Origin of the sequence: Herbiconiux moechotypicola, assembly GCF_024979255.1 — a bacterium.
Taxonomy (GTDB): Bacteria; Actinomycetota; Actinomycetes; order Actinomycetales; family Microbacteriaceae; genus Herbiconiux; species Herbiconiux moechotypicola.
In genome coordinates, this window is the sequence record NZ_JANLCN010000001.1 from 332,340 (window position 1) to 347,014 (window position 14,675).

A 14,675-nucleotide genomic window follows, 5' to 3' on the forward strand; every position below is an offset into this window, starting at 1 on the left:
TCCGCAACTAACGCCTGCCCTGTCTGGGCAGGCCCAGACAGGAGAATTGTGGCTGCAAAACCACGCGTACACGAAGTCGCCGCCGAGCTCGGCGTCGACAGCAAGGTCGCTCTCGCGACCCTCAAAGAGATGGGCCAGTTCGTCAAGGGCCCGTCGTCGAGCATCGAGCCCCCGGTGGCCCGGCGTCTCCGCGAAGCGCTGATCAAGGCCGGCGCCGCCGAGGGCGGCAGCGGCTCGGCCGCTCCGTCGGGTTCGTCGCCCGCACCTCGCCCCGGTGGCCAGGCTCCGCGGCCGTCCGGCCCGCGTCCCGGCCCCGCGGCCCCCGCGCCGCGCACCCCGGCGGCACCCGCCCCCGCGGCGTCGACTCCGGCTCCCGCGCCGCAGCGTGCCGCTCAGGCTCCTGCCCCGGCCGCGTCGGCTCCGCAGGCTCCGTCCGCCGCGCCCGCGCCGCAGGCTCCCGCCGCATCCACCCCCGCCGCTCCGGCGCCGGGCGCGACCCCGGCCGCTCCCCGTCCCGCGGCCCCGAGCGCCGGCGACTCCGCCGCGCCCCGTCCGGGCGCCCCGCGTCCCGGCATCCCCCGCCCCGGCAACAATCCCTTCGCGAGCCAGCAGGGCATGCAGCGCCCCGGCGGCCCGCGTCCCGGCAACAATCCCTTCGCGAGCCAGCAGGGCATGCAGCGCTCCGGCTCGGGCGGCGGCGCCGGCGGCGCCATCCCGCGTCCCGGCGCTCCGCGTCCGGGTGCGCCCCGCCCGGGCGCCCCGCGTCCCGGTGCGCCGCGTCCCGGTGCTCCTCGCCCGGGCGGTGCCGGCGGCTTCCGTCCCGGTGCCGCGCAGGGCGGCGGTGCCCGTCCCGCGCCCGGTGCCGGCGGCTTCCGCCCCGGTGGCGCCCCGGCCGGCGGCTTCGCCGCGCGCCCGGGCGGCGGCGGCCGTGGTCGTGGCCCCGGTGGTGGCACCGCGGGTGCCTTCGGCCGCGGTGGCGGCAAGAGCAAGGCGCGCAAGTCGAAGCGCACGAAGAGGGCCGAGTTCGAGCTGAGGGAAGCCCCGTCGCTGGGCGGCGTGAGCGTTCCCCGCGGCGACGGCTCGACCGTCATCCGTCTGCGCCGTGGCGCCTCCATCACCGATTTCGCCGACAAGATCGACGCGAGCCCGGGTAACCTGGTGACCGTGCTGTTCCACCTCGGTGAGATGGCGACGGCCACGGAGTCGCTCGACGAGGCCACCTTCCAGGTGCTCGGCGAGGAGCTCGGCTACAAGATCCAGATGGTGTCGCCGGAGGACGAGGACCGCGAGCTGCTCGAGGGCTTCGACATCGACCTCGACCAGGAGCTGGAAGACGAGACCGACGACGACCTCGAGATCCGTCCCCCGGTCGTCACCGTCATGGGTCACGTCGACCACGGTAAGACGCGACTGCTCGACGCCATCCGCAACGCCAACGTGGTGGCGGGCGAGGCCGGCGGCATCACCCAGCACATCGGTGCCTACCAGGTGGTCACCGAGCACGAGGGCATCGAGCGCCCGATCACCTTCATCGACACCCCGGGTCACGAGGCGTTCACCGCCATGCGTGCCCGTGGTGCCCAGGTGACCGACATCGCCATCCTCGTGGTCGCCGCCGACGACGGCATCATGCCGCAGACGATCGAGGCGCTCAACCACGCCCAGGCGGCCAACGTGCCGATCGTGGTCGCGGTCAACAAGATCGACAAAGAAGACGCCAACCCCGCCAAGGTGCGCCAGCAGCTCACCGAGTACAACCTGGTGGCCGAGGAGTACGGCGGCGACGTCATGTTCGTCGACGTCTCCGCGCGCAACAACATCGGCATCCAAGACCTGCTCGACGCGGTGCTGCTCACCGCCGACGCCGGTCTCGACCTGCGGGCGAACCCCAACAAGGATGCTCGTGGTGTGGCCATCGAGGCCAAGCTCGACAAGGGCCGCGGCGCCGTCGCGACCGTGCTCATCCAGTCGGGAACCCTCAAGGTCGGCGACGCGATCGTGGCGGGCACCGCCTACGGTCGTGTGCGGGCGATGGTCGACGAGAACGGCGAGACCGTCACAGCGGCCACGCCGTCGCGTCCGGTGCAGGTGCAGGGTCTGTCGACCGTGCCCCGCGCAGGCGACACCTTCCTCGTCACCGAGGAAGACCGCACCGCCCGCCAGATCGCCGAGAAGCGCGAGGCCGCCGAGCGCAACGCGTCGCTGGCCAAGGCCCGCAAGCGCATCTCGCTCGAAGACTTCACCCGTGCACTCGAAGAGGGCAAGGTCGAGGCGCTCAACCTCATCATCAAGGGTGACGTCTCCGGTGCCGTCGAGGCGCTCGAGGAATCGCTGCTCAAGATCGAGGTCGACGACAGCGTGCAGCTGCGCATCATCCACCGCGGTGTGGGTGCCGTCACCGAGTCCGACGTCAACCTGGCCACGGTCGACAACGCCATCATCATCGGGTTCAACGTGCGACCCGACACGAAGGCGCGCGAGCGTGCCGCCCGCGAGGGTGTGGACATCCGCTTCTACTCGGTCATCTACACCGCGCTCGACGACATCGAGAACTCGCTCAAGGGCATGCTCAAGCCCGAGTTCGAAGAGGTGCAGTCGGGTGTGGCCGAGATCCGCGAGATCTTCCGCTCCTCGAAGTTCGGCAACATCGCCGGTGTCATCGTGCGGTCGGGAACGATCACGCGCAACGCCAAGGCCCGCGTCATCCGCGAGGGCGTCGTGGTGGGAGACAACCTGTCGATCGAGTCGCTGCGCCGGTTCAAGGACGACGTCACCGAGGTGCGGACGGACTTCGAAGCCGGTATCGGGCTGGGTAAGTTCAACGACATCCAGGTCGGGGACGAGATCGAGACGATCGAGATGAAGGAGAAGCCCCGGGTGTAGACCTGTGGGTCGGGGCCCGATGAGGGTTTCACCTCCCCGCCTAAGGGTTGAGCAAGCTCAAAGGCGGCGGGGAGGCGAAACCCTCATCGGGCCCCTTTCGGTTTACAGTCGGTAGCGGTTCGGTACCGGTTCGACGTGGGGGAGAGAGAGGGAGGAGTAGGTCATGGTGGATGCGCAGAGGGCTGCGAAGATGGCGGATCGGATCAAGGAGATCGTGGCGCGGAGGCTGGAGAAGGGGATCAGGGATCCTCGGCTCGGGTTCGTGACGATCACGGATGTGCGCGTGACCGGTGATCTGCAGCACGCGTCGATCTTCTACACCGTGTACGGCGACGAGAAGGAGCGGGCCGATTCGGCCGCGGCGCTCAAGTCGGCGACGGGGATGCTGCGCTCCGAGGTGGGCAAGAACATCACGGCACGCCTGACGCCGTCGCTGGAGTTCATCGCCGACGCCCTGCCCGAGAGCGCCAAGGCGCTCGAAGACCTGCTCGCCGAGGCGAAGTCGCGCGACGCCGTCGTGGAGGGCCTCGCGAAATCGGCGCAGTACGCCGGCGACGCCGACCCCTACGTCAAGCCGCGCACCGTCGCCGACGACGAGGACTGACGTTCGTTCGGTGACGAACCGCCCGGGCCTCAGGGGAGGGCGAAGAGGTCGTCGGAGAGGGCCACGAGGAGGCCGTCGGTGAGGAGGCCGGTGAGGGCCCGGCCGTAGCGGGCCGGGTCGGGCACCGCCTCCGCGAGGCGGTCGGCAGGCACGGGCCCGGTGGTGTCGCGCAGCACCCGCAGCAGCGCGCCGCGGGCCTGGCGGTCGGAGCCCTCGTATTTCTTCTGCACCGGCCGGCGGGCCACCTCGAGCTGCGGCCGGCCGGCCGCGAGCCACGCGCACGAGGAGGCGAGCGGGCACGCCTCGCAGCGCGGCGACCTCGCCGTGCACACGAGCGCGCCGAGCTCCATCATGCCGGCGTTGAACCGCGCCGCCTCGGCGAGATCGTGGGGGAGGAGCGCCTCCATCGCGGGCAGGTCGCGTGTGGCGTTCGGAGCCGGCGCATCCGGCAGCCCGTCGACCGCGCGCGCGATCACCCGGCGGATGTTCGTGTCGACCACCGGGTGCCGGTGCCCGTAGGCGAACACGGCGACCGCCCGCGCGGTGTAGTCGCCCACGCCGGGAAGCGAGAGCAACGCGTCGACGGAGTGCGGCACCACACCGCCGAACCGCTCCGCGATCGCCACGGCGCAGGCGTGCAGCCGCAACGCGCGGCGCGGATAGCCGAGCGACTGCCACGCCCGCACCGCCTCTCCGGGGGCGTCGGCGGCGAGATCGGCCGGCGTCGGCCAGCGCTCGAGCCACTCCGCCAGGCGCGGGACCACCCGCGCCACCGGGGTCTGCTGCAGCATGAACTCGCTCACCAGCGTGCCCCAGGCGGGAAAGCCCGGCCGGCGCCACGGCAGGTTGCGGGCGTTCTCGGCGAACCACGCGTTCACCGCCGGGGCGATCGGGGGCATCCCTCCACTTTAGGCGTCTCGTCCGACAGCACCGGCGGTGAGCGCTCCTAGAATCGACGCATGGTCACACCCCCGTCTCCCGCCAGCGACTTCGCCGACGCCCTCGTGCGCGAGATCACCCACAACTACGCCCGCGGCCGCCGCATCGTGGCGGTCGACGGTCTGGAGCGCACCGGCCCCGTCGCCGACGAGCTCTCCGCCGCGTTCGAGCGGGCGGGCACCGAGGTGGTGCGTGCGAGCCTCGACGATTTCCAGCAGCCCCGGGCCCAGCGCGACCGTCTCGGCGCCGACAGCGCCGACGCGTGGTACCACGACCGCTTCGACTACTCCACGCTCCGCCGTGTGCTCCTCGAGCCGTTCCTGCTCGGGGGCAGCACGGGGTTCCAGACCCAGGCCTTCGACGCCGGGCGCGACGTGCCGTTCGAGTCGCGCTGGTTCACGGCGCCGGCCGACGCGGTGCTCGTGCTCGACGGCCCGTTCCTGCAGCGACCGGGGCTCCGGGGCAGCTTCGTGTTCACGGCCTACCTCGAGTCACGGCTCGACGGGGTGACGGATGCGGTGAGGGGCGCCGACGCGCTGTACCAGTCCGAGGCGGGGCCGCGATTCGGCGCCACCGCCATCGTCGACGTCACCGACCCCGCGCATCCGCGCCGCACCTTCGCCGACTCGTGCTGAGCACGACGAGGCGACCACGGCAGAGCGATCACGCCTGTTAAAGTGGCAGTCGTGACATCCCCGAGCGGCGCGAGCGGCATTCTCCTCGTCGACAAGCCCCAGGGTCTCACCAGCCACGACGTGGTCGCGCGCACCCGCCGTCTGGCCGGCACCCGCAAGGTCGGCCACGCCGGCACGCTCGACCCGATGGCGACGGGTCTGCTCGTGCTCGGACTCAACAGCTCCACCCGCCTGCTCACCTACGTGGTCGGCCTCGACAAGGAGTACCTCGCCACCGTGCGGCTCGGCACCGCCACCACCACCGATGACGCCGAGGGCGAGCTGCTCGAGCCGGTACCCGGAGCCCTCGACCCCACCGACCTCGCTGTCGCCGACGTGGAGGCCGCCTTCGCGGCGCAGACGGGCCGCATCGAGCAGGTTCCCAGTTCGGTGAGCGCCATCAAGGTCGATGGCAAGCGGGCCTACGCGCGCGTGCGCGAGGGCGAGGAGGTGGCCCTGGCCGCCCGTGTCGTGACGATCGCGGAGATCGAGCTGCTCGGCCCGCCGCGCCCGGTGTCGAACCCGGGCGGGCCGGATGCGCCGCAGCACTTTCTCGACGTCGACGTGCGGGTCGTCTGCTCCTCCGGCACCTACATCCGCGCCATCGCGCGCGACGTGGGCCGGGCGCTCGGCGTCGGCGGGCACCTCACGGCCCTCCGCCGCACCCGCATCGGACCGTTCGGCGTCGGCGACGCCCACGAGCTCGACGCGCTCGGCCGGTTCGCCGAGGCCGGAGACCCCCTGCCGCTGCGCCCCGCCGCCGAGACGGCCGCCCGGCTCTTCCCGGTCTGGAACCTCGATCCCGCGAGCGCCACGGCGCTCGGACACGGTCAGCGGGTCGATGTGCCGAACCCGGTGCCCTGGTCGCCCCAGACGGACGGCCCGATCGCCGCGATCACGCCCGGCGGCCGCCTGCTCGGGCTCGTCGAGTCGCGCGACGGCCGTGCCAAGAGCATCGTGAACTTCCCGCCCGACGAGACCGGAGCCGCATCATGATCGAGTGGTTCACCATCGTGCAGGTGTCGGTCGCGGTGGCGGCCGGACTGCTCTGCGTCGTGCTGGGGCTCGCCGGCCGGAAGCCCAGCGACCTCACCATGGGCGCGGCCGCGCTCGTGGAGGTGCTCCTCATCGCGCAGCTCGTGATCGCGATCGCCTCTCCCGCCTTCGGCAACGAGCCCACGGGCAGTCTTCTGGAGTTCTACATCTACCTCGTGTCGGCGGTGCTGCTGCCCGTGGCGGGCGGATTCTGGGCCCTCATCGAACGCTCGCGCTGGAGCACGGTGGTGCTGGGCGCCGTGTGCCTGGCCGTGGCCGTGATGGTCTACCGCATGAACGTCATCTGGTTCGTGCAGGGCGCGTGACCGGCCGCGCCTTCGACGTGCCATAAACTCGTACTGCCATGTCCCACGACACCCTCACACGCCCCGTCTCCACCCGCGCGCGGGGCATCGGGCGCGTTCTCATCATCGTCTACGGCATCCTCGCGCTGGCCGCCACCGGCCGCTCGGTGTACGAGATCATCGCGAAGTTCGACCAGGCCCCGTTCGCCTACACCCTCTCCGCGGTCGCCGCGGTGGTGTACATCGTGGCCACGATCGCCCTCATCGTGCCGGGCCGCGCCTGGTACCGGGTGGCCTGGGTCACCATCACCTTCGAGCTGGTGGGCGTGCTCACGGTGGGCACCCTGAGCCTCTTCCTGCCCGAGCTCTTCGCCAAGGCCTCGGTGTGGTCGTGGTACGGCATGGGCTACCTGTTCATCCCGCTCGTGCTCCCGGTGCTCGGCATGCTCTGGCTGCGGCGCACCGCATGATCACCTACACCGACCTCGCTGAGATCACCGAACCCCTCGGGCCCTCCGCGGTCACCATCGGCAAGTTCGACGGCGTGCACCTCGGGCACCAGGCCGTGCTCGCCGAACTCATCGGGGTGTCGCAGCAGCGTGGCCTCCGCTCGATCGTCATCACCTTCGACCGGCATCCGCTGGCTCAGCTCGACCCGCTGTCGCGGCCCCAGGTGCTGGTGGGCAACGAGCAGAAGCTCGAGCTCATCGCCGAGTCGGGTGTCGACACCACGCTGTTCCTGCGCTTCGACAAGGCGCTGGCGTCGATGACGCCACGCGACTTCGTGAAGACCGTTCTGGTCGACGTGTGCGGCACCGCCGTGGTGATGGTGGGGCACGACTTCCGTTTCGGCACGGAGGGTGCCGGCACCATCGACACGCTGCGCGAACTCGGCGCCGAGTTCGGCTTCGAGGTCGACGTCATCCCCGAGGTCAGCCCCGAGGGCGAGCGCAAGATCTCCTCCAGCTGGATCCGCGACCTCCTCAACGAGGGCGACGTCGAGCGCGCCACCGACTTCCTCGGCCGGGCGCCCGCGGTGCGCGGCGAGGTGGTGCACGGCGCCAAGCGCGGGCGCGAGCTCGGGTTCCCCACCGCCAACCTCTCGCCGCAGTCGGAGGGCCTCATCCCCGCCGACGGCGTCTACGCCGGCTGGCTCACCGACGGCGACGAGCGGTACCCCGCCGCCATCTCGGTGGGCAGCAACCCCACCTTCGACGGGGTGCCTCCCAAGCAGGTGGAGGCGTTCGTGCTCGACCGCGACCTCGACCTCTACGACCACATCGTCGAGGTGTCGTTCGTGGCGCGCATCCGGGGCATGGTGCGGTTCACCGGCATCGACCCGCTCATCGAGCAGATGAACGCCGACGTGGAGGGCGTGCGCGCCATTCTCGGTGACGGCTGACGCCGAGCCGGCGTCGCGGGAGCCCGCCGGGCCGGCACCGCGGTGGCGTGGCCGGCTGCTCGCCTTCGCCGCCATCCTGCTGATCGGCCTCAATCTGCGCACCGCGGTCGCGGTGCTCTCGCCCATCCTCGACCAGGTGGGCGACGACATCGCCCTCGGGAGCGTGGGCGTCGGCGTGCTCGGTCTGCTGCCGCCCGTCTGCTTCGCCGTGTTCGGCCTCGCCGCTCCCGCTCTCCAGCGCCGGCTGGGTCTGGAGACGGTGATGGTGGCCGCCATGGCCGCCACCCTCGCCGGTCATCTCGTGCGGGCGTTCTCGGGCGACTACCCGGTGCTCGTGGCGGGCAGCACGCTCACCTTCGCCGGCATGGGCATGGCGAACATCCTCATCCCGCCCCTGGTGCGCCGCTACTTCCCCGATCGCATCGGGTTCGTCACCTCGCTCTACGCCACCGTGATGGCTGTGGGGGCCACGCTGCCTCCGCTGCTCGTGGTGCCGGTGGCCGAGGGCGCGGGATGGCGCACCGCCGTGGGCATGTGGGCGGTGTTCACCGTGCTGGCGCTCGCACCGCTGGTGGCGCTCACGGTGCGCGGCCGCGCGGCAGGCGAGCAGGATGCGGCCGGTTCCGCCCCCGACGGTGCCCCGTCGGCACGGCGTGGGCACGTGCTGCGGTCGAGCCTCGCCTGGTCGCTCATGCTCGTGTTCGCCTTCACCGCCCTCAACGCCTACGCCATGTTCGCCTGGCTGCCCGAGATCCTCCGCGACGTGGCCGGCGTCGACGCCGCGACGGCGGGCGCACTGCTGTCGCTGTTCTCCGTGATGGGGCTGCCGGCCTCACTGCTCGTGCCGTTGCTCGCGAGCAGGCGACACGCGGTCGGCTGGATGCTCGCCATCGGGGTGGCCTGCTACGGCGTCGGCTACCTCGGGCTGCTGCTGGCCCCGACCGCGGCGACCGTGCTGTGGGTGGTGTTCATCGGTCTCGGCCCGCTGCTGTTCCCTCTCTGCCTCGTGCTGATCAACCTCCGCACCCGTACGCAGCCGGGGACGGTGGCGCTGAGCTCGTTTGTGCAGGGCATCGGCTACGCGGTCGGCGCTCTCGGCCCCCTGCTGCTCGGAGTGCTCCACGACGCGACCGGCGGCTGGACCGCCTCGCTGCTGTTCCTGCTCGGGGTCGCGGTCGCGCTGGCGATCGCCGGATTCGTCGTCGCGAAACCCCGCATGCTCGAAGACCAGTGGCACAATTGACGGATGCGCGCGACGGGTGATCCCCGACGCCGCACCCGACGACGAGAGAAGCACGGAGACGTCGTGACCATCGACAACGCGGTCAGCCCCGCACAACGAGCCCTGGCGGTGCTCGGTGACGACGTCACCGAGTCCGCCCTGAAGCGCTATCTCGAAGGGCTCCCGGGTGTCGACGCCACGGGGCTCGAGCAGCGGGCGGCCGCCCTCGGCACCCGCTCGATCAAGGCAGCCTCGAAGGCCTGGGCCCTCGACCGCATCATCGAGCTGATCGACCTCACCACCCTCGAGGGAGCCGACACCCCCGGCAAGGTGCGCTCGCTCGTCGCGAAGGCGCTGGTGCCGGATGCGACGGACGGATCGACCCCGCGGGTCGCGGCCGTCTGCGTCTACGGCGACATGGTTCCGTTCGCCGTCGAGGCGCTCGGCGCCGCCCACGCCGCCGGGCGCGCCACCGAACCCGGTGACGGGCTCGTCAACGTCGCCGCCGTCGCGACCGCGTTCCCCTCGGGCCGGGCATCCCTCGCGGTCAAACTCGCCGACACCGCCGACGCCGTGGCCGCGGGCGCCGACGAGATCGACATGGTCATCGACCGCGGGGCGTTCCTGGCCGGACGCTACGGCACGGTGTTCGACGAGATCGTCGCGGTGAAGGAGGCCTGCCGCCGCGCCGACGGCAGCTACGCCCACCTCAAGGTCATCCTCGAGACCGGAGAGCTGAACACCTACGACAACGTGCGCCGCGCATCCTGGCTCTCCATCCTCGCCGGGGGCGACTTCATCAAGACGTCCACCGGCAAGGTGTCGCCCGCGGCCACCCTGCCGGTCACGCTGCTCATGCTCGAGGTGGTGCGCGACTGGCACCGGCTCACCGGCGAGCGGATCGGGGTGAAGCCGGCCGGCGGCATCCGCTCGTCGAAAGACGCCATCAAGTACCTCGTGACCGTGGCGGAGACCGTGGGCGAGGAGTGGCTGCAGCCGCACCTGTTCCGGTTCGGTGCGTCGAGCCTGCTCAACGACGTGCTGCTGCAGAGGCAGAAGCTGCGCTCCGGGCACTACTCCGGCGCCGACTACGTGACCATCGACTGAGACGAACGAGACGAGATCCACCATGTCCTTCCTCGACTACGCTCCGGCTCCCGAGTCGACGGCGCTGCTGAACCTCCGGCCCGAGTACGGGCTGTTCATCGACGGCGAGTTCACCGACGGCCACGGCGAGTCGTTCGCCACGATCTCGCCCGCCACCGAGAAGCCCATTGCCCGGGTCGCCTCGGCCGACGCCTCCGACATCGACCGTGCCGTCGCTGCGGCGCGCAAGGCCTACGAGAAGCGGTGGTCGACCCTCTCGGGGCGAGACCGCGGCAAGTACCTCTTCCGCATCGCGCGACTGGTGCAGGAGCGCGCGCGCGAGCTCGCCGTGGCCGAGTCGCTCGACAACGGCAAGCCCATCAAGGAGTCGCGCGACGTCGACGTGCCGCTCGTGGCCGCCTGGTTCTTCTACTACGCCGGTTGGGCCGACAAACTGGACCACGCCGGGCTCGGTGCGAACCCCCGGGCCCTCGGGGTGGCGGGCCAGGTCATCCCCTGGAACTTCCCGCTGCTCATGCTGGCCTGGAAGATCGCTCCCGCCCTGGCCGCCGGCAACACGGTGGTGCTGAAGCCCGCCGAGACCACTCCGCTCACGGCGCTGCTGTTCGCCGAGATCGTGCAGCAGGCGGGCCTGCCCGCCGGTGTGGTGAACATCGTGACCGGGGCGGGGGAGACCGGCCGCGCGCTGGTGAACCACACGGATGTGAACAAGGTCGCCTTCACCGGATCGACCGCCGTCGGGCGGGAGATCGCCCGCGCGGTCGCCGGCACGGGCAAGCGCCTCACCCTCGAGCTCGGCGGCAAGGCGGCGAACATCGTGTTCGACGACGCACCCATCGACCAGGCGATCGAGGGCATCGTCAACGGCATCTTCTTCAACCAGGGCCATGTGTGCTGCGCCGGATCGCGGCTGCTCGTGCAGGAGTCGATCCACGACGAGGTCGTCGACCGGCTCAAGGCGCGCCTGTCGACCCTCCGGGTGGGCGATCCCCTCGACAAGAACACCGACGTGGGGGCCATCAACTCGGCGGAGCAGCTGGAGCGCATCCGCACCCTCTCCGAGATCGGCGAGGCCGAGGGCGCCGAGCGCTGGAGCCCCGCGTGCGAGTTCCCCGAGAACGGGTTCTGGTTCGCGCCCACCATCTTCACCAACGTCGCCACCTCGCACCGCATCGCGCGCGAGGAGATCTTCGGCCCCGTGCTCTCGGTGCTCACCTTCCGCACCCCGGCCGAGGCGATCGCGAAGGCGAACAACACGCCTTACGGCCTCTCGGCGGGCATCTGGAGCGAGAAGGGCTCGCGCATCCTGGCCGTGGCCGACAAGCTGCGGGCCGGCGTGGTGTGGGCCAACACCTTCAACCGCTTCGACCCCGCGTCGCCGTTCGGCGGCTACAAGGAGTCGGGCTTCGGGCGCGAGGGCGGTCGACACGGCCTCGCCGCCTACCTCGAGGGAGGAGTGCGATGAGCACGCATCTGTCGGTGCCGAAGACCTACAAGCTCTTCGTGGGCGGGGCCTTCCCGCGCAGCGAGTCGGGGAGGGTCTACGAGGTGACCACCCCGAAGGGCGGGTTCCTGGCCAACGCGGCGCAGGCGTCGCGCAAAGACGCCCGGGATGCGGTGGTCGCGGCCCGTGCGGCCGTCTCCGGCTGGGCCGGTGCCACGGCCTACAATCGCGGTCAGGTGCTCTACCGGGTGGCCGAGGTGCTCGAGGGGCGCCGCGCCCAGTTCGAGGAGGAGATCGCCGCGCAGCAGGGCGTGTCGGGCGCCGTCGCGCGAGCGCAGGTCGACGAGGCCATCGACCTCTGGGTCTGGTACGCGGGCTGGGCCGACAAGTTCGCCCAGGTGGCGGGCAATGCCAACCCGGTGGCGGGGCCGTACTTCAACATCTCGGTGCCCGAGCCCACGGGGGTGGTCGCGGTCGTCGCACCGCAGCAGTCGGCGCTGCTCGGGCTCGTCGCCACGGTGGCGCCCGCGCTGGTGGCCGGTAACACGGTGGTGGTGGTGGCGAGCGAGGCGCACCCGCTCTCGGCCATCACCCTGGGCGAGGTGCTCGCGACGAGCGACCTCCCCAAGGGCGTCGTCAACGTGCTCACCGGGTCGCCCGCCGAGATCGCGCCGTGGCTCGCCTCGCACGACGACGTCAACGCGCTCGACCTCACGGGGGCCGGCGAGCTGGAGTGGATCGACCTCGAGATCGCCGCGGCCCAGACCCTCAAGCGCGTGCTGCGCCCCCTCGCGGGTGCCGACGCGGTCGCCCCGTCGCTCTCGCGCATCACCGCCCTCACCGAGACCAAGACCGTGTGGCACCCCAAGTCGCTGCTCTGACCGACCTCGGCATGCGTGGGCCGCGCGACCCGGGCACGGGCGGGAGCGGGCGTGCCGGGCTAGCGTGGAGGGGGTGAGATCTCTCGTCACCGGCGCGACCGGCTACATCGGAGGCCGTCTGGTGCCCCGCCTTCTCAAGGCCGGGCACGAGGTACGGGTGTTGGTGCGCTCGCCCGAGAAGCTGCGCGACGTGCCCTGGGCACCCGAGGTCGACGTGGCGCAGGGCGACCTCGGCGACCGCGACTCGCTGCGCTCGGCATTCGAAGGCGTCGACGTCGTGTACTACCTCGTGCACTCCATGGGCGGTGCCAAGGACTTCGAGGCGATCGAACGCGAGTCGGCCCACAACGTGGCCGCAGCGGCTCACGATGCCGGTGTCGGTCGCATCGTCTATCTCGGTGGGCTCCACCCCACCCCGGAGGAGAGCGCCGGACTCTCACCGCACCTGCGCTCCCGCGTCGAGGTCGGCCGCATCCTGCTCGCCTCCGGCGTGCCCACCGCCGCGCTCCAGGCCGGGGTAGTGATCGGTTCGGGATCCACGAGCTTCGAGATGATCCGCCACCTCACCGAGGTGCTTCCCTACATGCCCGCGCCGCGCTGGGTGCGCAACCGCATCCAGCCGATCGCCGTGCGCGACGTGCTGCACTACCTCATCGGCGCCGCCACACTGCCGCCCGAGGTCAACCGCACCTTCGACATCGGCGGCCCCGACGTGCTGCGCTACGGCCAGATGATGAACGGCTACGCACTCGAAGCGGGCCTGCGTCAGCGGCCCATCGCCGCGCTGCCCGTGCTCACCCCCTGGCTCGCGGCCCAGTGGGTGAACCTCGTCACGCCCATCCCGCGCACCCTCGCCGTTCCCATCATCGCCTCGCTGCAGTTCGATTGCGTGGCGCACGAGCACGACATCCGCGACCACATCCCCGACCCCGAGGGCGGCCTCACCCCCTACCGGCGGGCCGTGCGGCTCGCGCTGGAGAAGATGCGCCAGGGCGAGGTGGAGACGAGCTGGCAGGATGCGCTGGTCGCCGGCGCCGCGAGCGACCCGCTGCCGAGCGACCCCGACTGGGCCGGGCACACCGTCTACACCGACGTGAAGCAACGCCGCACGGCCGCGTCACCCGAGCGCCTGTGGACCGTGATCGAGGGCATCGGGGGCGAGAACGGGTGGTACTCCTTCCCGCTCGCCTGGGCGGTGCGCGGCTGGATGGACAAGCTCGTCGGGGGAGTGGGCCTTCGCCGTGGCCGCCGCAGCCCCACCCGCCTGCAGGTGGGCGACGCCCTCGACTTCTGGCGCGTCGAAGAGATCGAGCGGGGCAGGATGCTGCGGCTTCGCGCCGAGATGAAGGTGCCTGGCCGGGCCTGGCTCGAGATGCGGGCGACTCCGGATGCGCGGGGCTCGGTCTACGACCAGCGGGCCGTGTTCTTTCCCCGCGGCCTCGGCGGGCGGCTCTACTGGCTGGCCATCCTGCCGTTCCACGGCGTCATCTTCACGGGCATGGCCAACCGCATCACCGAGGCGGCGCTGACACCCGTCGATACACTGGAAGCCGAGACCCACGGGAGGCCATCATGACCGAACGATCCACGACCGTCTTCATCGGGGACAGTCTCACCGAGGGCGGCGACTGGCAGAGCTGGTTCCCCGACCTCGAGGCTGTCAACCTCGGCGTCGGCGGAGACACCACCGAGGGGCTCATCGAGCGCCTCGACCAGGTCGCCGAGTACGACCCCGAGACGGTGGTGCTGCTCATCGGCACCAACGACGTGGCCAACCGGCGCGCCGTCGAGCAGGTGGTGCGCGGCATCGAGACCATCCTCGTCACGCTCCGCCACGATCTGCCCGACGCGCGCATCCTGGTGCAGTCGGTGCTGCCCAGGGGCCGGGAGTACGCGGAGTTCGTGAAGGAGATCAACCGGCACGTGTGGCAGTTCGCGGCCACCGTGAAGGCGCACTACCTCGACCTCTGGCCGGTGATGGCCGAGGCCGACGGCGAGCTCAACCCGGCCTACACCGAGGACAGGCTGCATCTCAACGCCGCGGGCTACGAGGCCTGGCTGTCAGAACTCGTGCCCGCCCTCGAGCGGGTGCAGGGCCTGCCGCCGTCGAGCCGGCCGATCCGGCTGCCCGAGCTCGGCGCGCTGTTGCGCGAAGAGGGCTGAGCCGCACGCACGGGGT

General features: G+C 71.4%; 14 protein-coding genes. 13 read left to right on the forward strand and 1 reads right to left on the reverse strand.

What is annotated here, in order from left to right; genetic code table 11:
* The first annotated feature begins 48 nt into the window (after positions 1-48).
* Positions 49-2,883, forward strand: a complete 2,835-nt coding sequence (infB, locus tag N1031_RS01590) for a translation initiation factor IF-2 (RefSeq protein ID WP_259477831.1) — start codon at positions 49-51, stop codon at positions 2,881-2,883.
* A gap of 163 nt (positions 2,884-3,046) precedes the next feature.
* Positions 3,047-3,487 (forward strand): 30S ribosome-binding factor RbfA, encoded by a 441-nt coding sequence (rbfA, locus tag N1031_RS01595; RefSeq protein ID WP_259477832.1) that lies wholly within the window; start codon positions 3,047-3,049, stop codon positions 3,485-3,487.
* A gap of 29 nt (positions 3,488-3,516) precedes the next feature.
* Here rbfA and N1031_RS01600 read toward each other — a convergent pair whose 3' ends face one another.
* Positions 3,517-4,386 carry an iron-sulfur binding domain-containing protein gene (locus N1031_RS01600; protein ID WP_259477833.1) on the reverse strand — a complete coding sequence of 290 codons (870 nt, stop codon included), beginning with the start codon at positions 4,384-4,386 and terminating at the stop codon, positions 3,517-3,519.
* A 60-nt stretch (positions 4,387-4,446) separates the two neighbouring features.
* On the opposite strand from N1031_RS01600, the gene N1031_RS01605 reads away from it, so the two are divergent.
* From N1031_RS01605 to N1031_RS01655, 11 genes are all read left to right on the forward strand, one after another.
* A complete protein-coding gene (locus N1031_RS01605) occupies positions 4,447-5,061 on the forward strand; it encodes a nucleoside/nucleotide kinase family protein (protein WP_259477834.1) in 615 nt (204 codons plus the stop codon).
* Between the two features lie 51 nt (positions 5,062-5,112).
* Complete coding sequence (truB, locus tag N1031_RS01610) at positions 5,113-6,096, forward strand: tRNA pseudouridine(55) synthase TruB (protein ID WP_259477835.1); 984 nt, start codon at positions 5,113-5,115, stop codon at positions 6,094-6,096.
* Positions 6,093-6,461 carry a hypothetical protein gene (locus N1031_RS01615; RefSeq protein ID WP_259477836.1) on the forward strand — a complete coding sequence of 123 codons (369 nt, stop codon included), beginning with the start codon at positions 6,093-6,095 and terminating at the stop codon, positions 6,459-6,461. Before truB ends, N1031_RS01615 begins: the two co-directional genes overlap by 4 nt.
* A gap of 38 nt (positions 6,462-6,499) precedes the next feature.
* A complete protein-coding gene (locus N1031_RS01620) occupies positions 6,500-6,910 on the forward strand; it encodes a hypothetical protein (protein WP_259477837.1) in 411 nt (136 codons plus the stop codon).
* Entirely contained in the window at positions 6,907-7,842 is a 936-nt protein-coding gene (locus N1031_RS01625; RefSeq protein ID WP_259477838.1) for a bifunctional riboflavin kinase/FAD synthetase, read from the forward strand. The genes N1031_RS01620 and N1031_RS01625 overlap by 4 nt, the downstream gene beginning before the upstream one ends.
* Positions 7,832-9,085: a CynX/NimT family MFS transporter gene (locus N1031_RS01630; RefSeq protein ID WP_259477839.1), complete on the forward strand. Its 1,254-nt coding sequence runs from the start codon at positions 7,832-7,834 to the stop codon at positions 9,083-9,085. Before N1031_RS01625 ends, N1031_RS01630 begins: the two co-directional genes overlap by 11 nt.
* Before the next feature lie 63 nt (positions 9,086-9,148).
* On the forward strand, positions 9,149-10,171 hold the full coding sequence (deoC, locus tag N1031_RS01635) for a deoxyribose-phosphate aldolase (protein ID WP_259478052.1): 1,023 nt from the start codon (positions 9,149-9,151) through the stop codon (positions 10,169-10,171).
* 22 nt (positions 10,172-10,193) lie between these two features.
* Positions 10,194-11,636 carry an aldehyde dehydrogenase family protein gene (locus N1031_RS01640; RefSeq protein ID WP_259477840.1) on the forward strand — a complete coding sequence of 481 codons (1,443 nt, stop codon included), beginning with the start codon at positions 10,194-10,196 and terminating at the stop codon, positions 11,634-11,636.
* Positions 11,633-12,496: an aldehyde dehydrogenase family protein gene (locus tag N1031_RS01645; protein ID WP_259477841.1), complete on the forward strand. Its 864-nt coding sequence runs from the start codon at positions 11,633-11,635 to the stop codon at positions 12,494-12,496. Before N1031_RS01640 ends, N1031_RS01645 begins: the two co-directional genes overlap by 4 nt.
* A gap of 64 nt (positions 12,497-12,560) precedes the next feature.
* Positions 12,561-14,072: an SDR family oxidoreductase gene (locus N1031_RS01650; RefSeq protein ID WP_259477842.1), complete on the forward strand. Its 1,512-nt coding sequence runs from the start codon at positions 12,561-12,563 to the stop codon at positions 14,070-14,072.
* On the forward strand, positions 14,069-14,659 hold the full coding sequence (locus tag N1031_RS01655; RefSeq protein ID WP_259477843.1) for a GDSL-type esterase/lipase family protein: 591 nt from the start codon (positions 14,069-14,071) through the stop codon (positions 14,657-14,659). Before N1031_RS01650 ends, N1031_RS01655 begins: the two co-directional genes overlap by 4 nt.
* Positions 14,660-14,675 lie beyond the last annotated feature (16 nt).

Coding starts and splice junctions, on each gene's coding strand:
- N1031_RS01600 (WP_259477833.1), bottom strand. CDS start 4,386: ATGCCCCCGATCGCCCCGGCGGTGAACGCGTGGTTCGCCGAGAACGCC.
- N1031_RS01605 (WP_259477834.1), top strand. CDS start 4,447: ATGGTCACACCCCCGTCTCCCGCCAGCGACTTCGCCGACGCCCTCGTG.
- N1031_RS01620 (WP_259477837.1), top strand. CDS start 6,500: ATGTCCCACGACACCCTCACACGCCCCGTCTCCACCCGCGCGCGGGGC.
- N1031_RS01645 (WP_259477841.1), top strand. CDS start 11,633: ATGAGCACGCATCTGTCGGTGCCGAAGACCTACAAGCTCTTCGTGGGC.
- N1031_RS01640 (WP_259477840.1), top strand. CDS start 10,194: ATGTCCTTCCTCGACTACGCTCCGGCTCCCGAGTCGACGGCGCTGCTG.
- rbfA (WP_259477832.1), top strand. CDS start 3,047: ATGGTGGATGCGCAGAGGGCTGCGAAGATGGCGGATCGGATCAAGGAG.
- N1031_RS01615 (WP_259477836.1), top strand. CDS start 6,093: ATGATCGAGTGGTTCACCATCGTGCAGGTGTCGGTCGCGGTGGCGGCC.
- N1031_RS01655 (WP_259477843.1), top strand. CDS start 14,069: ATGACCGAACGATCCACGACCGTCTTCATCGGGGACAGTCTCACCGAG.
- N1031_RS01625 (WP_259477838.1), top strand. CDS start 6,907: ATGATCACCTACACCGACCTCGCTGAGATCACCGAACCCCTCGGGCCC.